The organism is Sphaerisporangium album (genome assembly GCF_003323745.1).
GTDB classification, from domain to species: Bacteria; Actinomycetota; Actinomycetes; order Streptosporangiales; family Streptosporangiaceae; genus Sphaerisporangium; species Sphaerisporangium album.
In genome coordinates this window covers 32,678-52,946 of record NZ_QOIL01000019.1, presented here as the reverse complement: position 1 = coordinate 52,946, position 20,269 = coordinate 32,678, and the positions used below count along the sequence as shown (strand labels likewise).

The window sequence follows — 20,269 nt, the reverse complement described above, 5'->3', positions numbered from 1 at the left end:
ACGGTGTCGAGTCAGGAGGCGAGTTCGCTGTTCAGGTAGGCGCGGAATTCCTTGACGTGGATGGTCGCGGCGTAGGGCTCAAGGCGGTCGGAGAACTTCCTGACGCGTTCGACGGATCGGACGGACGTGAGTGACCTGGCCATCGGTATCGCGGCTCGGGCGGAATCGATGGCCTGCTCCACCTCACCCATACCGAGGTAGGCATCCGCCGCGTTCATCCGATTGATCTGAGCCGATCTAGGACGCCTCTCCAAGAACTCGCGTACCGCGAAGTCCGCCAGGTGAGCCGCCCTGTCGTACTTGCCGAGCAGTTCCCAGCAGAGGCCGATCTCGGAGCCCAGCTCCGGTTCGTCACACCACGTCGTCCAAACCGGATCGCGGTCCGTGCTGCCTTGGGCATACGCTTGTTCGGCTCCGGCTAGCAGCTGTTCGACTTGCTTGGCGGCATGTGTGTCCAACGTGTCGGCCTGTCTCGCCAGGAGCGCCGTGGTCCATGCCTCTCTGACCAGCAACGGAGCCAGGACACGCGGCGGCGCCTGCGCCCGGCGGGCGGCATCGACCGCTGCACGGGCGAGCCAGACCGCCTGCGAGGGGTGTTCCAGCCAAATCGCCTGCTGCGTCATGCTCGTCAAAACCCAGACGCCCGTAAGCGCGTCGCTACTGGCCTTGGACAACTTCAGCGCCTGGCCGAAGTAGTGCTGTGCCAGCCCATGGCGGCCAAGATCGAAGGCTGTCCACCCGGCCATCTGGGTCATCGACGCAGCCGCCGTCATCAACTCGGCCCCGACCTTGTCGTTGTAGCGGCCTCGTAGGAGCGGAGCGACGACGGTGTTCAGGTAGTCCACCACGGCAGGGCGCACCAGCCCCGCTCCGAACTGGTGGTCCATCTGCCCGAACGCCTGACGGGCTTCGACGATCCGCTGGACGTCGGAGAGACCGACGAGCGGCCCGGACGCCTGGCGTGCCGCCGACGTGACCGGAGCGCCATAGCTCCACGCGGACAGCCAGCCTCCGAGGGCGGCGGGTACGAACGGCAGCGTGGCCAGCAGATGACGCCGTTCCGGATCCACGTCGCACCTCCACAGTCGTCCGGCCGCCTCGACGGTAGCGGGGAGCGACAAGTCGCTGAAGTCCGGACATAGCCAGGCTTCCGTATCGACCGGCTGTCCGCCATCCACCCACCGCTCGACCTCGATCGGGTCTACCCCGAATACCTCCGCCATCCGTGCCCGGTAGACCGGCCGGATCTTCTGCTTGCCGCGCTCCCAGCGGCTCCAGGTCGTGGGCGACACCCACAGCGCCTCCGCGATCTCGTCCTGGCTCATGCCCAGCCGCTTGCGCGCCCGCGCCAGCTCCGGACGTCCCTTGCCCTGTTCGCTCATGACCACCCCCGGAAACAATGAGTCATCAATCAGCTACTCATTGTCAATATCTGTTCTGGTGCGGCCACGTGCGTCCGTGGAAACGACGGGGAAACGACCACCCGGCGTGGTGATCCCTATGGACGGCGGCGCCCCATCGGGCGTGCCGGTCGATCTACGCGGTGCAGCGCGACGCCCGCGTCCGGACCTGCCGGATGAGCCAGTAGATGGCGTCTCCTGCTGAGCACTGCCAGCGAGAGCGAGGAGTCCCCATGAAGCCCACCCCCCGGAACCAGCAGCACGACCCCGCCCCCGGTACGCCGAAGGCCGAGATCCCCTCGGACGAGACCCGTGCGGAGGGCGCCTCAGAGGAGACCCCCGCCGACCTGGCCTCGGACGAGGCCCGTGCCGAGGTCGGCATGCTGGTGGCGTTTCTGCATCCCGGGTCGGCCTCGCGCCGGGCCCGCGCACTGGTTCGTGAGGCACTTCAGGGCGAAGGGGTATCCGAGGACGAGATCTCCGACGCCGAGACGGCGGCCGGGGAACTGGCCGCGAACGCCGAGCGGCACGGCCGTCCGCCGTACGAGGTGCGGGTATTCACACTGGGCGGCGCGCCCGCCTGGTGCGAGGTGGTCGACGGCGACCCCGACCTCGGGTGGATCCCGGCCGTCCTGGACCGGCCGCGCGTCCAGACCGTGGTGGACCTGTACGCGGAGGGCGGGCGCGGCCTGATGCTGGTGCGCGTGCTGTCGGAGGGCCACTGCCGCGCCTACCCGACGACGACGTTCGCCACCGGCGAGCCGGCCAAGGCCGTCGCGTTCGCGCTCCCCACGCGGTCGGGCACCCGGCTGACCTGCCCTCCGTTGCTCCGCCTCGGCCGTCGCCGGGCCCGAGTCCTGTCGTAGGCGCCGCGTCCCGCCCCGGGGCCGGGGCCGTGGGGATGGCCCCCGGGGCGGGGAGCTCTTGGGGCGCCGGGGTCAGCGGTCGCGGGGGGCGCCGCGCTGGATGCTGTTGCCCGCGTAGGTGTCGCCCGGCTTGACGTCGGAGAGGTCCAGGCGGCCGCTCTGGGCGTAGAAGGCGACGGGGTTGTCCCACAGGACGGTCTCGACCTCGGCGTCGGAGAAACCGCTGCTGAGCATGGCGTCGGCGACGGCGCGGGTCTTCAGCGGGTCGCTGCGGCCCCAGTCGGCGGCCGAGTTGACCAGCATGCGGTCCGAGCCGTAGTCCTTGAGGATCGCGACCATCCGGTCCTCGTCCATCTTGGTGTCGGGGTAGACCGAGAAGCCCATCCAGCAGCCGCTCTCGGCGACCATGCCGACCGTCATCTCGTTGAGGTGGTCGATCAGCACGCGCTCGGGCGGCAGGCCGGACTCGCGGACGACGTCCAGCGTGCGGCGGGTGCCGGCGGCCTTGTCGCGGTGCGGGGTGTGGACGAGGACGGGCAGGCCGTGCTCGGCGGCGAGTTCGAGCTGGCGGGCCAGGGCCTCGTCCTCGGCGGGGGTGACGTCGTCGTAGCCGACCTCGCCGACGGCGACCACGCGGTCCTTGGCCAGGTAGCGCGGCAGCAGGTCCAGGACGGGGCGCAGGCGCGGGTCGTTGGACTCCTTGGGGTTCAGCGCGATCGTGCAGTGGTGCACGATGCCGAACTGCGCGGCGCGGTAGGGCTCCCAGCCGAGCAGGCCGTCGAAGTAGTCGGCGAACGTGCCGGGGGACGTGCGCGGCTGGCCCAGCCAGAAGGCCGGCTCGACGATGGCGCGGACCCCGGCCGCGTACATGCGCTCGTAGTCGTCGGTCGTGCGCGAGGTCATGTGGATGTGGGGGTCGAAGATGCGCATGGGGGTGGGATTCCTCTCGGTCGGGCGATCTCGGCAGGGCTCAGGCCAGGTCGCGTGGGGCGTCGGACCCGGCCGCGGCGTGCGGATCGCCCTCGGCCAGCAGGGCGCGGACCTTGGTCAGCAGGGAGGGGTACCGCTCGACGACGGGCCAGATGTCGGCGGGGACCTCGCGGCCGGCGAGCAGGCGTTCCTGGGCGAAGTCGGCCATCATGCGGGCCAGTTCCTCGTCCGCGCGCGTGTCGAGGCCGGACACCTCGGCCAGCGGCACCCCGATGAAGACGCACTTCAGGATGGCCTGCCGGTAGGAGTGGTCGGGCAGGTGGCGCGCCCCGTACGGCCCGAGCGCCGCGCGGACGAGGCGGGCGTCGTTGGTGCGCAGGGCGTCGCGGACGACGGGCAGGCCCGCGTCGCCGAGCCCCCGGTCCTCCTCCAGGGCGGGCAGGCCCTTGAGGACGGCGAGGCGCTCGGCGGCGTCCCCGTGGGTGTACAGGTCGAAGAGGGTCTCGCCGAGATCGGCGCCGGTCAGGGGCAGTGCCCGCAGGAGTTCCACGCGGACCGCCTGGTCGACGGTCCAGCCGGGCATGGCGGCGACCGGCCCTCGGCCGCAGACCCGCCCGGCGGCGGGGAACAGGCTCGCGAGCGCCCGGGGGTCGGCGCCGATCCGCCCGGCGGCGTCCGCCAGCCAGCGGGCGGCCTCCTCGCCGAGGCCGAGGGAGAGCGCCGGGCCTGGGTCGTGGGTCGTGCTCATCGTTGGCTCGTCCTTCCGGTACGGGCGGTCATCGCTGCCTCACGCCCCTGGTGGGGTGGGCGCGGGACGGGATGGAGGGGGTGGGGGCCGCCTCGCGCAGGAAGCGCAGCGACCGTTCGGCGATCATGGGGGCGGCGTGGCTGTGCCGGGGCAGCTCGACGCTGACCAGGCCGCGGTACCCGGTCAGCTCCAGGGCCGCGAGCACGGGCGGGAAGTCGATCTCGCCCTCGCCGAACTCCAGGTGCTCGTGCACGCCGCGCCGCATGTCCTCGATCTGGATGTTCACCAGGTGCGGCCCGGCGCGGCGGACGCAGTCGGGGACCGGTTCGGGCTCCACGGCGCGGCAGTGCCCGATGTCGAGGGTCATGCCGAGCCGCGGGGGCGCGCCGGCCAGCGCGTGGAGGCGCTCGAACGCGGCGATCGTGTCCACGAGCATGCCCGGTTCGGGTTCGAAGCCGAGCGTGACCTGGCGTTCCTCGGCCTCCTCCAGGACGGCGGCGACCCCGGACAGCAGGTTGTCCCAGGCCTGCCCCTCGTCGACCTCGGGCGGGATGACGCCGCTCCAGAAGGAGACGGCCTCCGCGCCGAGGTCGGCGCCGATGCGCACGGCGCGGCGGAGCAGGTCGATCCGGCGGGCCGCCGCCTCGGGGGGGTGGAGCAGGGTCGGGTGGTGTTTGCGGTACGGGTCCAGGACGTAGCGGCCGCCGGTCTCGATCACCACGGCGAGGCCCAGCTCGCCGAGTCGTTTGGCGACGTGGCCGACGTCGCGGGCGATCCCGGGAGCGTACGGGTCGAGGTGGCCGGAGTCCAGGGTGAGCGCGACGCCGTCGTAGCCGAGGTCGGCCAGGACGTCGAGCGCCTCGTCCAGGCGGTGGTTCGTGAACCCGTTGGTTCCATACCCGAACCTCATGCCTGGCCGCCTTTCCCGCTATACCGTGATATTTCGGGCTTAACGGTATCGGGCGTGCAAAGCAAGACCTCTGCCGGGACGGGCCGCCGGACGGGCACACCGGCGGGGAGCGTACGCCGCTCCCCGGACGGACGACGGGAGGTGCTCACGCGAGGGTCCGGGCCCAGGCGCGCAGCAGGTCGTACTGGGCGTGCAGGCGGTGCTCCTCCTGCCCGATCGGGTCCTTGAAGAAGAAGCCCAGCTCGGGGACCGCCCCGGCGTGCCCCCGCTCGTGCGCGCGGGCGATCAGCCGGACGAGGTCGAGCACGAGCGGCGCCGCGAGGGCCGAGTCGCACCCCTGCCAGGTGAACTGCATCGTCATGCGGACGCCGAGGAAGCCCTCGAAGGTGATGTGGTCCCAGGCGGTCTTCCAGTCGCCGAGGTGGGAGACGTGGTCGATGTGCGTCTGCCCCTCCACCGGGTGGCCGAGGATGCCGGGCAGGGCGCGGTCCTTGGAGATCTTCTTGCTCTCCCCCGCCGCCGGGTCGGCCAGCGTGGCGCCGTCTCCCCCGCCGAGCAGGTTCGTCCCCGACCACGAGCGCACGGCCAGCGCCCGGTCGGCGAACATCGGCGCGAGCGCGGTCTTGACCAGGGTCTCCCCCGTCTTGGCGTCGCGGCCCGCGTACGGCACGCCCTGCGCCCGGGCCAGCTCGTCCAGGGCGGGCAGCGACACGCCGGTGGACGGGGTGAAGTCGACGTAGGCGCACCCGGCGCGCAGCGCGGCGTACGCGTACAGCGAGCTCGGGGGCAGCACGTCGCCGGGCCGTTCGAGGGCCTCGGTCAGCGCCGCGAGGTCGCCGTGGGCCGGGTGCGCGGGCACGGGCGGCTCGGTGGAGGCCACATGGACGACGACGACGCGGGCCAGTCCCCTGCGCTCGCGGAAGCCGGTGATGTCATCGGCCAGCCGGCGCGCCTGCTCGGCCTGGGTGCCCGCGGGTCCGGGCGTGACGCCGGGACGGATCTCGGCGTCGGCCTCCTCCAGGTCCTGGCGCACGAGCTCGGGCAGCCGGGCCGGGACGACCCCGGCGAGGGCGAGCTCCTCCGCGCGCTTGGGCAGCGGCGTGCCGGCGATGTCATGGCCGCCGAACACCAGGCCGCGGATCGGCGGCAGGCCCGCCTCGGCGAATCCGGGCTGCTCGGTTACGCACCCTATGGGCGCCGCGAGCCCGGCGCGCAGCGCGGCCGCGCCCGTGATCACCGTGGTCGCGACCGATCCTCGTGCTCCTACGAGCCACACCCCGACGTCCATCGCCTACTCCTTTTACTTTTACGGGCGGGCCCCCGCCGGGCTCGCCTTCTCGCGATACAGCAGTGGGCGCCGCGCGCCTGCCCGATGCCCCGGGCCCCGTCCGCGGGGGCTCCGGGGGGCATGCGCGCGGACACCCGTGCGCCCGGGACATCCGAAGTGGACGTCCCGGGCGATGGATCTCCGTGCCGATCGGTCATTCGATCGGGTGATGAAGGGTCACTTGGAGACGGTGAAGGTGTCAATATCGAACAGGGAACCCGCGCCGCCACTGAAGATCAGGAACACCGGGCCGGTGCCCGTGCCGTTGAGCGTGGTGTTGACGGTGGTGAAGGTGTCCCAGCTCCCGGTGTTGGCGACGCTCACCGAGCCGAGGACCGATCCGGTCTGCGAGCCCGAGCGGACCGTGATCGTCCCGCCGGGGCCGCCCGAGGAGACGCGCGCCGAGAACTTGGTGGCGCCCGCCGTGCTCACCGAGGAGTAGCCGGCCCAGTCGCCGTTGTCGATGAAGCCCAGCGTCCGCCCGCCGCTCGCGCCGGCGTGGCTCGCCGGCTGGACGCCCGACTGCGAGGTGTACGCCTCGCCCTCGGTCGCGGCCGGGGGCGGAGTGGTGTTCCGGGTCACGGTGAGCGTGTCGATGTCGAACAGGGAACCCGCGCCGCCGCTGAAGGTCACGAACAGCGCGCCCGTGCCCGTGCCGTTGAGCGTGGTGGACACCGTGGTGAAGGTGTCCCAGCTCCCGGTGTTGGCGACGCTCACCGAGCCGAGGACCGGTCCGGTCTGCGACCCCGAGCGGACCGTGATCGTCCCGCCGGCGCCGCCGGAGGAGACGCGGGCCGAGAAGCCGGTCGCCCCGGAGGTGCTCACCGAGGAGTAGCCGGCCCAGTCGCCGTTGTCGATGTACCCCATCGTGGTGCCGCCGCTGGCGCCCGCGTGGCCGGCCGGCTGCACGCCGAAGTTCGAGGTGTACGCCTCGCCCTCGACGGTGGTGGTGTTGCCGGGCGGCGGGCCGCTCGCCGGGCGGCAGTCGGCCGTGACCATGCCGGCCGCGTACCGGATGCCGCCGAGCAGCAGCTGACGGTAGTTCCCGTCGGCGAACGACTCGATCGTGTGGCCGAGGCCGGTGTAGAAGGACCGGCCGGAGGCCTGGGCGTGGCACCAGGTGATCGGGTGATCGCCGCTCATCTCGCCGCCGGTGTAGCTGCTCTCGTCCAAGCTCTGCAGGACGCGCACGGTCGAGCGCGGGTTGGTGCGGTAGTTGTACCACTCGTCGTACCGCGTCCAGGTCGCGCCCAGGTGGGCGGTCGCCGGGTGGGTGCGGTCCTCGTTCTTGACCACGGCGTTCTGCTGCGCCGGGTGGCTCTTGAAGTAGGCGCCGACGAGCGTGCCGTAGTAGGCCCAGTCGTACTCGGTGTCCGCGGCGGCGTGGACGCCGACGTACCCGCCGCCACCGTCCACGTAGGACTGGAACGCGGTCTGCTGGCCGGCGTCGAGCACGTCACCGGTGGTGCTGAGGAAGACGACCGCCTTGAACTGGGCCAGGTTGGCCGTGTTGAAGGCGGTGGCGTCCTCGGTCGCGGTGACGGTGAAGTTGTTGGCGGCGCCGAGGTCACGGATGGCCTGGATGCCGGCGGGGATCGAGTCGTGGCGGAACCCGGCGGTCTTGGAGAAGACCAGCACCTTGTAGGCGGGGTCGGCCGCGTGGGCGGCGGTGGGGGCGAACTGCGTGGCGACCAGCGCTGCGGCGACAAGCGCCAGACCGCCGCGCATCACCTTGGTGAGGGCGAACATGGCTGTCCTTTCGTCTGAAGGGCTCCGGTCCCGCGCGAGTGGATGCTCTCGCGCGGGACCGGAGGCCCGTCCGGCGCGGCGGCCCGTCCGAGGAGGGCGCCGTGCCGGACGTGCCGTCAGCGGGTGATGGTGAAGGTGTCGACGTCGAGCAGCGAGCCCGAGCCGCCGGTGAAGGTGAGGAACAAGGGGCCGGTCGCCGAGCCGGTGAGGTTCGTGGAGACGTTGGCGAAGGTGTCCCAGCTCCCGGTGTTGGCGACGTTCACCGTGCCGAGGACCGTCCCGGTCTGCGAGCCCGAGCGGATCGTGATCGTCCCGCCGGGGCCGCCCGAGGAGACCCGCGCGGTGAAGGTCTTGGCGCCCTGGGTGTTCACCTGGGAGTACCCGGCCCAGTCACCGTTGTCGATGTACCCCATGGTCGTGCCGCCGCTGGCGCCCGCGTGCGAGGCCGGCTGGACGCCGAAGTTGGAGGTGTAGGCCTCGCCCTCGGTCGTCGTGTTCGTGCCGCCGGTGGAGGTGTTCAGCGTGAAGGCGTCCAGGTCGAACAGGTTGCCCTGGCCGGTGACGCCCTTGAACACCAGGTACAGCGTGGTCGCCCCGGCGGGCTTGTTGGTCAGGTTGGCGTTGACGTCGACGAAGGTCTCCCATCCGCCGGTGTTGGCGACGGTCGCCGTGCCGAGCAGCGTGCCGGTCGCCGAGCCCGCGCGGACCTCCAGCGTGCCGCCGACGCCACCCGAGGAGACCCGGGCGGTGATGCTGACGGCGTTGCTCACGTTGTAGGGCGTGAAGGAGATCCAGTCGCCGTTGTCGGTGAAGCCGACGGTCGTGGCGCCCTCGGCCGGGCCGTGCGTGGCGAGCTGGATGCCCTGCATGGCGCCGTAGTGCTCGGCCTGGCGGTGCCGGGGCTGCAGGGTGCGGGTGCTGGTGGAGGTGAGGCCGCCCTTGTCGGTGTAGGACGCCTCGAAGACCCCGTAGATGTTGGCCGCGGCGTCGTGCTCACCGTCGGTCGGGATGGTGATCGAGCCGGAGCAGCCGGTCTTGGAGGTGATCTGGTGGCGGTGGCTGTCGTGGCCGAGGAAGTAGGTCACGGTCACCTTGGTGCAGTCCAGCGCCCCGTCCTCCGGGTCGCTGCCGGTCACCGTGAACGGCACGGTGTCGCCGTAGGAGAACAGCTGGCCGTCGCCGGGCGTGGTCAGGTTCACGGTCGGCGCGGTGTTGCCGACGGAGACGACCAGGCTGGCGGTGCCGGTCAGGCCCTGCGGGTCCCTGACGGTCAGGGTCGGGGTGTAGGTGCCGTTGGTGGTGTAGGTCTTCGTGGGGTTGGCGGCGGTGGAGGTGGTGCCGTCGCCGAAGTTCCACGAGTAGGTCAGCGCGCCGCCCTCGGGGTCGGAGCTGCCCGCCGAGGAGAAGTTCACCGTCAGCGGCGCCGGGCCGGAGGTCTTGTCGGCGGCCGCCTTGGCGATCGGGTTGCGGTTCGCCGCGCCGATGTACTCGATCCGGTACAGGGCCTGGTTGTTGGAACCGGTGCCGTAGTCCAGGACGTACAGCGCGCCGTCGGGGCCGAAGGCCATGTCCATCACCTGGGTGCCGGTCCAGGGGAAGGCGCCGATGTCACCGGGGGTGCCGTCGGCGTTGACCTGGATGGCCTTGATCCACCTGCGGCCGTACTCGCCGGCGAAGTAGCGGCCGTCGAGCGACTGCGGGAACTTGACCGCGGAGTTCAGCGAGGCGTTGTACCGGTAGACCGGGCCGCCCATCGGGGACTCGGAGCCGCCGCCGAAGTCGGGCGGGGAGCCGGCGTCGCCGCCGTAGCGGATCCAGGCCGGCCTGGCCGCGGGCAGCGTGGTGAGGCCGGTGTTGCGGAACGAGTTGTTGGTCGGGCCGCCCGCGCAGTTGTACTTGGCCTGGGACGGGCCGCTCGGGAAGGTGTACTCGTTGTAGGTCTCGTTGGTGGTGTTGGTGCCGGTGCAGTACGGCCAGCCGTAGTTGCCCGCGCTGGTGATCCGGTTGAACTCCACCTGGCCGCCGGGGCCGCGGTTGGGGTCGGTGCCGCCCGCGTCGGGGCCGTAGTCGCCGAGGTAGACGATGCCCGTCGCCTTGTCCACCGACATGCGGAACGGGTTGCGGAAGCCCATCGCGTAGATCTCGGGACGGGTCTTGGCCGTGCCCGGCGCGAAGAGGTTGCCCGAGGGGATCGTGTAGGTGCCGTCCGCCTGGGGCTTGATGCGCAGGACCTTGCCGCGCAGGTCGTTGGTGTTGCCCGAGGAGCGCTGGGCGTCGAACTGCGGGTTGCGGTCGGTGCGCTCGTCCAGGGGCGAGTACCCGCTCGACTCGAACGGGTTGGTGTCGTCGCCCGTGGTCAGGTACAGGTTCCCGGCCGCGTCGAAGTCGATGTCACCGCCGACGTGGCAGCACTGGCCGCGGTCGTTGGGCACCCGCAGGACGATCTTCTCGCTGCCCAGGTTGACGGTCTCGTCGGCGTTGAGCGTGAAGCGCGAGAGGTACAGCTCGCCCTTCCACTGGTCGAACTGCGCCTGGGTGCCGGTGGTCGGCGCGTCGCCGCCGGGCGTGCTCAGCGGGGGCGAGTAGTACACGTAGATGTACCGGTTGGAGGCGAAGTTCGGGTCCGCGGCGATGCCCTGGAGGCCCTCTTCGTCATGCGTGTAGACGCTGAGCTTTCCGGCCACCTTGGTGTTGCCGGCCGCGTCGGTGACGCGGATCGTTCCGTCGCGCGCGGTGTGCAGCACGGAGCGGTTGGGGAGCACCGCGAGGGACATGGCCTCGCCGAGCTCGGCGCCGCCGACGGCCAGCTGTACCTGCTGGTAGTCGGACGCGGGGATGACCGAGGCGTTGGCCGCCGGTCCTGAGGCCGTCACGGCCGCCATGCCGCCCGAAAGTACGAGGGCGAACGTGGCGAGAAGCCGGGTCCACGGCCGAGGACGTGGTGACATGGGGGGTCCTTTCCTGACTTGGGGGGTCAGTCAGGCAAGGCGCGCGCCGCCGCGCTTGTTGCCGGGGGGTGGTGCGTGGTGCTGTGTGCCGGGATGGTGCGGGTGGTGCTGCGCTGTGCCGCGGTGCGCCTGGAAGGGTGCCACCTCCAGGGGGTCCGGTGCCTAGGCCGGACAGAACATGACTCCGCAAAAAGCGTATCAACTATTGAAAGAAGGAGTCATCTGCCTGCCAGGTTTGTCGTCGAGGCGATCGGGGCCGAACCGATCGCCGTGGGGTCGTTGATGACCTGCTCGACCACCATGCTGGCGGCGCCCCGGGAGGCGGCGCCGAAGCCGAGGCCTGAGGCGAGGAACCGGCAGCGGGCGGCCGGACCTGCGATGACCAGCCGCTCCAGCTCCGCCTGGGCGGGCGGGATCAGCCGCTCCGCCAGCTTCGCGAAGTATCCGCCGAGCACGATGGCGCGGGGGTTGAACAGGTTGACCAGGATCGAGCCGCCGAGCCCGAGCCAGCGTCCGACCTCGGCGACCGCGGCCATCACGCGCGGGTCGCCCGCCGCGAGGCCCTGGGCGATCTCGGCCACGCGCTCCTCGGGATCGGGCGCCGGCCCGAGGCCGTAGGCCCGCTCGGGCGTCGCCGAGCTGACCAGCGCGGCGAGGCCGACCTTGGTCTCCCAGCAGCCGACGCGCCCGCAGCCGCAGCGGCTTCCCGTCGGGTCGACGGGCATGTGCCCGACCTCGCCGGAGAACCCGTCCGCGCCGCGCAGCAACGCCCCGGCGACGATGATGCCGCCGCCGACGCCGACCTCGCCGGTGAGGTAGACCATGTCCGGCGTGCCGGCCGCCACCCCGCCCGTGAACTCGGCGAGCGCGGCCAGGTTGGCGTCGTTGTCCACCATCACGGGCGCCCGGCCGTCGCCGATCTCGGCCTGCAGCCGCTCGGCCAGCGGCAGGTCACGCCAGCCGAGGTTGGGCGCGAACGAGACCGCGCCGCGGGCGACGTCCACCAGGCCGGGGACGGCGACGCCGATGCCGGCCGGGACGGCTCCGGAGGCGGTCAGGTCGTCCAGCGCCTCCTTGGCGACCCGGCCGAGCTCCTTCAGCGAGCGGTCCGGGCCCATGCCCATGGCGTCGAAGCCGACGCGCCGCTCGACCAGTACGCGTCCGGCCAGGTCGGTGCCGTAGACGGCGACGTAGTCGACGTTGATCTCGGTGCCGAGCACCCCGACGTGCGAGCCGTCCAGGGCGACCGCCCTGCGCGGGCGGCCGACCGCCCCGATGTGCTCGATGCCGACCTCGCGTACCAGGCCCCGGCCGAGCAGCTCGGCCATGAGGTTGGACACGGTGGCCCGGTGCAGGCCCGTGGCGTCGGCGATGTCGGAGCGCGAGCAGGAGCCCTCCTCGCGTAGGTGGCGCAGGACCAGGGCGAGGTTGGCCCGGCGGAGGGAGGCGTGTCCCACCGCCTGGGCGCCCCCGCCGGCCGGCGCCGCCGGCCGTCTCTGCGCCACATCGATCACCCGACCAAGTTTGTATGTATCGAAGAACAATTAACCGAGTTCTAACACGGCGAGATCTGGACGTAAACACCCTGATCAGGTAACGACTTGGCATCCGTGGCACAGTCGCAGGTCACGGCTCGGTGGCATCCCACGTTACGGAAGCGTTACAAAAGCCAAGTGGTCGGAGGTCTTGGCACAGCCCCCAGGCGCGGTCTTTAATTCGACAAGCCCTGTCAAATCCATTGGTTGAAACCGCAAATTACTTAGCGATCTCTGCAAATTTTTGAGGGCGGGGCGAGTACTTCCCTGACCTCGCTGATGCTCCCGTCCGTCCGGCCGACAAGACCCGCGGCGGAGCCGTTCCCGCCGACTTCGGCTGCGCCGCGGTGGTGCCGCTCGAATCGGCCGGACGGACGGGCCCTTCTCCCGGCCGGCCGCAGGAGGCCCTGGACCCCTGCGGCCGGCCGGGCTCCACGCGGCCGCCGGCACGACAGAGCCCGCCCGGCGGACGGCGCGTGACCGCGGCACCGGCGCGCACCCCCCACTCGACGTGAGGAGTCAGCATCCATGCCTAAGTGGCGCAGCGTGACAGCCGCTGCCGTCCTGCTCGTGACCTCCGGACTCATGTCGGTCCCCGCGGGGCCCGCCCTCGCCTCGGGCAAGGCGGCCGCCGCCGCGGCCGCCGCGCCCACCGCGACCGACGTCCACCTGTTCTACTACCCCTGGTACGGCAGCCCGTCGGTGTACGGGAGCTACCGGCACTGGCAGCAGGGCGGTCACACCCCGCCGGACGACATCGGCGCCGACCTGTACCCGAAGCTCGGCGCCTACGACTCCGGCGACCAGAACGGCGCGGTGGCCCAGCACATGCGGTGGATCCAGCAGTCCGGCGCGGGCACGATCGTCTACAGCTGGTGGGGCCAGGGCTCCTACGAGGACGGCCTCGCCGCCGGCGTGCTGGCCACGGCCGCGCGCTACGGGATCAAGGTCGCCTGGCACCTGGAGCCGTACAGCGGGCGGACCGCCGCCTCGACGGTCGCCGACATCAACTACATCAACTCCCGCTACGGGAGCAGCCCGGCCTTCTACCGCGACGCCGCGCACGGCAACCGGGGGGCGTTCTACGTCTTCAACAGCCTGGACGTCACCGACTGGTCGGCGCTGGACCAGGTGAGCTCCACCAGTATCGTCCTCGCCCAGACGACCGACACCAGCAAGGTCGCCCACTTCGGCGGCATGTACACCTACGACGGCATCGCGGGCATGACGGCGCCGGGCTGGAAGAACGCCGGGGACTACTGCAAGGCCAACGGCCTGGTCTGGTCGCCGTCGGTGGCCCCCGGGTACATCGACGACCGGGCCGTGCCCGGCAACACCAGCCCGACGGTGGCGCGTGACAACGGCGCGTCCTACGACAAGGAGTGGCAGAACGCCCTGTCACCGACCATCGGCGGCTCGCCCACCTGGGTCTCGGTCACCTCGTTCAACGAGTGGCACGAGGGGTCGGTGATCGAGCCGGCGTCCTCCACCCCGCCCGCCGGGATCGGTTACCAGACCTTCAACGGCGCCTACGGCAAGACCGGCGCCGCCGCCGAGACGGCGTACCTGGACCGGACCCGCTACTGGGTGGGCCAGTTCACCGGCACGACGGTCCCGCCGCAGAACCCGAACCTCGCGCTGCGCAAGTCGATCACGGCGAGCAGCCACACCCAGAACTACGTCCCCGCCAACGCGGTGGACGGGAACACCGGCAGCTACTGGGAGAGCGCCAACCACGCGTTCCCGCAGTCGATCACCGTCGACCTCGGCGCGGCGAGCGACGTGAGCAAGATCGTGCTGACCCTGCCGCCGTCGTGGGGCGCGAGGACCCAGACATTGTCGGTGCTGGGCGGCACGAGCGGCACGCCCACCACGACGCTGGTGCCCTCGCGGTCGTACACGTTCAGCCCGTCCACGGGCAACACCGTGACGATCACCTTCCCGGCGACGACGCAGCGCTACCTGCGCCTGAACATCACCGCCAACACCGGCTGGCCCGCGGGCCAGGTCTCGGAGTTCCAGGTCTACCGCCAGTAGACGGCGGCGCGGGCCCCGGCGTGACAACGCCGGGGCCCGCGGAACGTCTGACGGCCCCCGGCGGGCGGGAGCGGGCACCGCGACCGCCTCGCCGGGGGCCGTTCGCCTTACCCGGCCGGGCACGGTGCTCCCGTCCTCTGCCGGGTTTCTTTCCGTCCGGGGGCCCGGAGCTTTATCCCGCTGTGACCTCTTTGAAGTAGTCTTTTGTCTGGTTTGCACCATTTTGGGGTTGCTGCTAGGGTGGGTTTTGCCCTAGTGGATCGCTCTAGGTGCGCGGTCGTTCGCGCCCTGTGCCCACCGCGCCGGCACCCACCCGGTGGTGTCAGACCCACCGCGCCTCCCTCCCGCGCCCACAGGGCGCCCGCGTCCGCGCCGTCCTCGCCGGACCGCTCCGAGGGGACGGCGAAGATCCTCGCCCGCCGCGCGTCCGCCCGGCGGACACCACATCGGCCGGACGCCCTCCGGGCCCGCGAGGCCCGGAACACCGGCTCCCACACCGCACCCACGACCGCAGACCGCGCCACCTGGAGGACCCGCTTGCCGCTCGGACTCCCCGCTTCACCACGCCCGCCGAGGCGCGCCCTGAAGCTGTGGCGCCCCCGGTCCATCCGGGGACGGGTCACCGCCCTGGTCGCCGGCCTCGCCATGCTCCTGCTCGTCCCGGCCGGAGTGCTCGCCGGGATACTCGCACGCCAGGAGCTCACCAACGCCGCATGGCTCGACGCGCGGTACGCGGCGAGCGCGGTGGCCGCTGCGGACCGTGCCGGGCGGGTCGTCGGCCCGGAGATCACGACCGGCTTCCCGGGCGCGGACCTGATCCAGGTCGTGGACGCCGACCAGCGCCTCGTGGCCGCCTCGCCCGACGCCCGCGGGCTGCCGCCGCTCTCCGACGTCCGCCCCGAGCCCCTGGAGCCGCGCCGTGACGTGCAGACCTGCGCCAACAAGAACCTGGGCTGCCTGCGCCTGGCCGCGGTGCGGGTCGACACCTCCCCCGGCTCCCACGTCGTGTACGCGGCCGGCCCCGACCGCGGGGGCATCTCCGCGGGCGCGTTCGACCTGATCTTCGCCGTCCAGGTGGCGGCGCTGATCTCCGTCGCCGTCTTCGCCACCTGGAAGATCACCGGGCGGACGCTGCGGCCCGTCGAGGCCATCCGCGCCGAGCTGGCCGCCACCAACCTCAGCGACCTGAGCAGCCGCCTGCCCGAGCCCGTCGGCGACGACGAGATCGCCCGGCTCGCCCGGACGGTCAACAGCACGCTGGAGCGCCTGGAGAACGCGCGGGGACGGATGGAGGAGGTCCTCGCCCAGCAGCGGCGGTTCGCCTCCGACGCCTCGCACGAGCTGCGCACCCCGGTCGCGGGGCTCCGCGTGCAGCTTGAGGAGGCGCGCATGTACCCCGAGGAGACCGACCTGCGCGAACTGGTCGACCACTCGCTGCGCGACGTCGACCGGCTCCAGGCCATCATCTCCGACCTGCTGCTGCTGGCCCGGGTCGGCGGGGGCGAGCCCAGGGCGAGGGACGACGTCGACCTGGCGGAGTCGGTCCACATGGAGGTCTCCCGGCGCAAGGACCGGCTTCCCACCCAGTTGCGGCTCGCGCCGGGCGTCGTCGTCAAGGCCGTCGACACCCAGATCGCCCGTGTGCTGACCAACCTGCTCGACAACGCCCAGCGGCACGCCAAGCGCCTGGTGCTGGTCGAGGTGTGCCGGGACGAGACCCACGCCGAGCTGATCGTCACCGACGACGGGGACGGCATCGCCGAGGCGGACCGGGAGCGGATCTTCGAGCGCTTCACCCGGCTGGACGCCTCCCGCTGCCGCGACAAGGGCGGCACGGGCCTCGGGCTCGCGATCGTCCGGGACATCGCCCGCGCGCACGACGGGACGATCGAGGTCGGCACGTCCCACGCCGGCGGGGCGCGGTTCGTCCTGCGCCTGCCGCTCGCCGCGTCCGCCACCGGGGACGACGCGCCGGCGCGCCCCACCGGCACCGCGCTCACGCTCGCCGCGTTCTCCCGGCGCTAGCCTCCGGGCGCGGCGCGGCCGGCCGCCTTCCCGGCGCGGCGCGGCCCGGACCTGGCCACCCGTCCCCGGCGGGCCACCCCTGGGCGAAAATGGGCACCCGGGAAATGAGTTTGCCGATACATGGGATTTAACCCGGGATGTCCAGGAAATTGTCAGGGACAGGCGGATCTCGGGGTGCGCGTTAAGCGATGCTTACGATCGTTGAAGATGCTGTCCTGCTCATCGTTGAGGCCGCGGAACAGTCGAAAGCACCGTCGCTTACCGGAAGGTGTATGGCGTGGCAAGCGTGGATACCACCAGAAACAGTCGCCAGTCGGATAAACCTGTTACGGCCACCGTCGGCCAGCCGAACGCCGGGAAGGTGGTGAGCGGCAACAGGAAACCGATGACGGCCTCCGAAGACTCCTTCGAGGCGCGGATGCGCGACATCCTGCAGGCGGGAGGGCTGCGCAGGCGCGGCGTGCAGGCCCCCTCCTACGACGAGCTCCGGCCGTTCGGCCACCGCGAGACCGCGGGGTTCCCGGTCTACAAGAACCTGGAGCGAAAGCTTCTCAACGCCGTCGAGCAGCCGGACCCGGAAATCGCGCACCTGATGGCGACGTGCGCGGCGTACGCCTACTCCGACCCGGAAACGCTCTCCATGATCATGGCCAGAATGGGCCTCGAGGACAATCACTGCCAGATGATCCAGTCCTCGGTCGACGCGATGCTGATTTCCTCGACCGCGTTTCTCATTCTCAGCAGAAGCGGCCGGGTCGGCATCCTGTGTTACCGGGGCACCGAGCCGCTGAACTTCATCAACTGGATGAGCGACATCGATGTCGAGCCCGAGCGGATGGGCTACCAGATCAGCGACCCCTGCGCCACGGTGCACGCGGGCGTCTACCGCAACGTGCGGGCCACCCGCTACGAGATCATGAACGCGCTGCGGCGCGCGTGCGGTGACCGCCAGGCGACCGGCGGCCCCTCCGCCGGCGGCGACCACTACGAGGCCGACGGCCCGCGGAGCGAAGGCGAGCTGGAGGCGCTCTACATCACCGGGCACAGCCAGGGCGGCGCGATGGCCGCGCTCATGGGCGTCATGATCAGGCACGAGCGCAAGTACCACGACGCGCTCGCCGACCGGCTGCGCGCGGTCTACACGTTCGGCCAGCCCATGATCGGCGACCCGAACTTCGCCGATGCCTGCCAGAGCGACGAGTTCCTCCGCGAGAACGTCATCCGGTACGTGTACGACAGCGACGTCGTGCCGCACATGCCGTCCACCGCGTCCGGCCCGTTCCGGCACTTCGGCCGCGAGATGCACTACCGCGTGCCGCACCTGGTCAACAGCCTCATGTCCATGATCGCCACCTCGCGCTGCGCCTCGCAGGCCCGCAAGGGACGTTGGGAGGCGCGGAGGCGGCCGACGGGGCAGATGCCGGGCCTGCTCGGCATACCGATGTCGGCGATGGCGTACGCCGCGCGCAAGTTCGAGGCGACCCGCTCGTTGCCGGCGGTCTACTCGATCGACGACCACCTGCCGCAGCACTACGTCTCGGCGCTGACGCCGGCCGGGGTGCAGAACGAGTTCGGCGACTGACACCCGACCACGTTCTCCGCCGGCGCCGGAAACACCACCCGGCTTCGACCGCAGCCCGGCACCAGGCTCTCCGCCCGGTGCCGGGCTCTCCACCGCCCACGCGGCATCGCCTTCACCTTTCTTTAGAAAGCGTTCTCGGCTTCAAGTCGCCGAATGCGGCGTTCCATCACCGCACGCTCGGCACGGTCGAACGCATCGCGCGCCTCGGGCGTATTTCCTGCCGCTTCTTCTCGGCGGCTCGGACCCATGTGCGAACCGTTTCCGGCACCAGGACGAAGGCGCGAGCGGCCTGCGCACAGTTGCCGCCGCTGTCGATGACCGCCTGGACCACTTCTGCCCGCAGCCCAAGGGAATAGATGCGAGATTTCCTACCCACGCACTCTTCCTTCTGGACTTGACCGTAACCCTACTTGGGTCCGTGTCCGAAATGATCAGGGCACCTGACGGAACCCCGCACGGGGTGCCGAGCCGTTCGTCCGCGAGAGCACTGACGCGCAACCTGCCCCTTGACCCCAGCCCCCAGACGAATCGCCGCATCGGCCCCGTGGACCGACGCCCACCCGGCGCGAGAGCCGGGCGGACACGCTGCCCGGCAGCTTGACAACGGGATTGACAGGATGGCCGAGGATCGGCTTCATGTCGGCGATACTCCCTCACGCATCACGCGTGACTGATCAAGGCTATTGCTGCCGAACCCCGGATCTTGCATAATGCGTCCTGCGGGGCTTAAGGACGCACTTTTCAAGATGTCGGGGGACCTCTCCACGGGTGCAGTGCGGAGCCGGAGGATTTCACAAGGGGGAAGTCATCCTGTGATTACTAGAACGAGCACGAGGCGCATCACGAGGAACGCCTTGGAGGGCGTTCAGCGAACTGGACACGCATGAGCGCTCGGCGGCCCATCATGCCAGGCCTCCGCAGAGGACGAAGCAGTCGCGGTCAGACCGCCGGGGCGGAAGAGTTCCTCGTGTGTTCCGTTCACCACCCGGTGGGCCACGTCGATGCCCATCTCGACCGCGTGGTCCATGTCGCCGATCTCGTTTCTCAAAGTCTCGAAACGGCCGCTTGGATAAATGGCAGGAGTTCCATCCGGGGCGGGAACCGGATAGGGTGCGGATCACCTCGAGGTGGGCGACGCCGCCGCGTCATCCCGGTGAACCTGAATACCGGTCGGTTCAGCCGGCAGTGATCGACCGCCGCTCTGGTCGAGGATCCATCTGGAGCACTCAGGCGAACCCGTCGGGCGAGCTCCGCAATTGATGAATACTGGGCCAAGCCTGGTTCAAGGTATTCCACTGGCCCCAATACTCCGACTCCAGGCGGCCCGATACCTCCGTGGTGCTCCTTACACCACTATCTAATCGAGGCAGGTAGTGTGATTAAGGTTCTGTTGGTGGACGACGAGGATATATCCCGAAGAGGGATGTCCACGGTATTACAAGAAGTGCACGACATATCTGTGATCGCGGAATCCAGATTCACGGGTCAATCACTGCCCAACGTTATCGCGCAAGGGCCCGACGTGGTTCTGATCGGCCTGCGTGCGAAGGTGGGCCTTGGATTGGCCGCGGGGATCGCCCGCGACTGCCCACACACGCGTGTCCTGATCCTCGTTGGAGACCACAGTTACCAGTTCGTTTATGAGGCCATATCCGCCGGCGTTACCGGCATGTTGGTGCGCGGCGCAGACGCGGGCGAACTGGTGTACGCCGTGCGAAAGGTTGCGGCAGGGCTGACGGTGATCGATCCTGTGATCGCCACGATACTGTTCGATCGCCTCCGCATGCTCGGCCAAGCGGTCGGCTCCTCGCAGGTTGCCGCACTGGAGAACCTGAGCCCGCGCGAGCGTGATGTGCTCCTCCGCCTGGCAATCGGGGAGAACAATCAGGAAATCGCACGGAGCATGCATGTCTCGGTGGCGACGGTGAAGTGCCACGTGTCCAACATCTTCGTGAAACTCGATGTTCGCGATCGCTTGGGCGCCGCACTGGTCGCGCGCCTCGCCGGGGTCTCGACCGCAGGGGATGGAAGCAACCCCGGCCCCGAATGGCGGGATGATCTTCGCGTGGCCGGACCATGAACCTCTCGCCTCCCTCCGATCGAAAGCATCGGATGGATCTCTCCTCAACTGCTCGGCGCGCCACCGGCGTGCCTGGGAGGCCGGTCATGACGGGCGGCGAAGGGTGGTCCTGAGATTCGTCGGTCCAGTTCC

At 70.6% G+C, this 20,269-nt stretch carries 14 protein-coding genes; 5 read left to right on the top strand and 9 right to left on the bottom strand.

The annotated features are described in order from the left end of the window. Positions 1-11: 11 nt before the first annotated feature. Positions 12-1,382 (bottom strand): helix-turn-helix domain-containing protein, encoded by a 1,371-nt coding sequence (locus DQ384_RS29145; protein ID WP_147268930.1) that lies wholly within the window; start codon positions 1,380-1,382, stop codon positions 12-14. A gap of 251 nt (positions 1,383-1,633) precedes the next feature. Here DQ384_RS29145 and DQ384_RS29140 point away from each other — a divergent pair, with 251 nt between their 5' ends. Continuing rightward, on the top strand, positions 1,634-2,266 hold the full coding sequence (locus DQ384_RS29140) for an ATP-binding protein (protein WP_181871480.1): 633 nt from the start codon (positions 1,634-1,636) through the stop codon (positions 2,264-2,266). Positions 2,267-2,338: 72 nt separating this feature from the next. Here the strand turns inward: DQ384_RS29140 and DQ384_RS29135 are convergent, their stop codons facing one another. The 7 genes from DQ384_RS29135 to DQ384_RS29105 form a co-directional block, all read right to left on the bottom strand. Further along, positions 2,339-3,196, bottom strand: coding sequence for a TatD family hydrolase (locus DQ384_RS29135; protein WP_114032082.1), 858 nt, complete (start codon positions 3,194-3,196; stop codon positions 2,339-2,341). A gap of 40 nt (positions 3,197-3,236) precedes the next feature. Then, the gene (locus tag DQ384_RS29130; RefSeq protein ID WP_181871479.1) at positions 3,237-3,944 is read right to left on the bottom strand and encodes an EboA domain-containing protein; all 708 of its coding nucleotides are present in this window, start codon (positions 3,942-3,944) and stop codon (positions 3,237-3,239) included. Positions 3,945-3,972: 28 nt separating this feature from the next. Beyond that, a complete protein-coding gene (locus DQ384_RS29125) occupies positions 3,973-4,854 on the bottom strand; it encodes a sugar phosphate isomerase/epimerase family protein (protein ID WP_114032081.1) in 882 nt (293 codons plus the stop codon). A gap of 145 nt (positions 4,855-4,999) precedes the next feature. Beyond that, the gene (locus DQ384_RS29120) at positions 5,000-6,142 is read right to left on the bottom strand and encodes an inositol-3-phosphate synthase (protein ID WP_114032080.1); all 1,143 of its coding nucleotides are present in this window, start codon (positions 6,140-6,142) and stop codon (positions 5,000-5,002) included. A 216-nt stretch (positions 6,143-6,358) separates the two neighbouring features. After that, a complete protein-coding gene (locus tag DQ384_RS29115) occupies positions 6,359-7,930 on the bottom strand; it encodes a ThuA domain-containing protein (RefSeq protein ID WP_114032079.1) in 1,572 nt (523 codons plus the stop codon). Between the two features lie 116 nt (positions 7,931-8,046). Then, positions 8,047-10,878: a carbohydrate-binding protein gene (locus tag DQ384_RS29110; protein WP_114032078.1), complete on the bottom strand. Its 2,832-nt coding sequence runs from the start codon at positions 10,876-10,878 to the stop codon at positions 8,047-8,049. A 218-nt stretch (positions 10,879-11,096) separates the two neighbouring features. After that, a complete protein-coding gene (locus tag DQ384_RS29105; protein ID WP_245966861.1) occupies positions 11,097-12,392 on the bottom strand; it encodes an ROK family transcriptional regulator in 1,296 nt (431 codons plus the stop codon). Between the two features lie 549 nt (positions 12,393-12,941). Between DQ384_RS29105 and DQ384_RS29100 the strand changes: the two genes are divergently transcribed. The 3 genes from DQ384_RS29100 to DQ384_RS29090 all read left to right on the top strand — a co-directional run bounded on the left by DQ384_RS29100 (position 12,942) and on the right by DQ384_RS29090 (position 18,057). Continuing rightward, a complete protein-coding gene (locus DQ384_RS29100) occupies positions 12,942-14,450 on the top strand; it encodes a galactose-binding domain-containing protein (protein WP_114032077.1) in 1,509 nt (502 codons plus the stop codon). Between the two features lie 537 nt (positions 14,451-14,987). Then, positions 14,988-16,475: a sensor histidine kinase gene (locus DQ384_RS29095; RefSeq protein WP_114032076.1), complete on the top strand. Its 1,488-nt coding sequence runs from the start codon at positions 14,988-14,990 to the stop codon at positions 16,473-16,475. Between the two features lie 385 nt (positions 16,476-16,860). Continuing rightward, positions 16,861-18,057, top strand: a complete 1,197-nt coding sequence (locus tag DQ384_RS29090) for a lipase family protein (RefSeq protein ID WP_114032075.1) — start codon at positions 16,861-16,863, stop codon at positions 18,055-18,057. A gap of 166 nt (positions 18,058-18,223) precedes the next feature. Here DQ384_RS29090 and DQ384_RS44285 read toward each other — a convergent pair whose 3' ends face one another. Continuing rightward, the gene (locus DQ384_RS44285; RefSeq protein WP_114032074.1) at positions 18,224-18,433 is read right to left on the bottom strand and encodes a helix-turn-helix domain-containing protein; all 210 of its coding nucleotides are present in this window, start codon (positions 18,431-18,433) and stop codon (positions 18,224-18,226) included. 1,017 nt (positions 18,434-19,450) lie between these two features. On the opposite strand from DQ384_RS44285, the gene DQ384_RS29080 reads away from it, so the two are divergent. Next, complete coding sequence (locus DQ384_RS29080; protein WP_147268929.1) at positions 19,451-20,137, top strand: LuxR C-terminal-related transcriptional regulator; 687 nt, start codon at positions 19,451-19,453, stop codon at positions 20,135-20,137. The last annotated feature ends 132 nt before the right edge of the window (positions 20,138-20,269 follow it).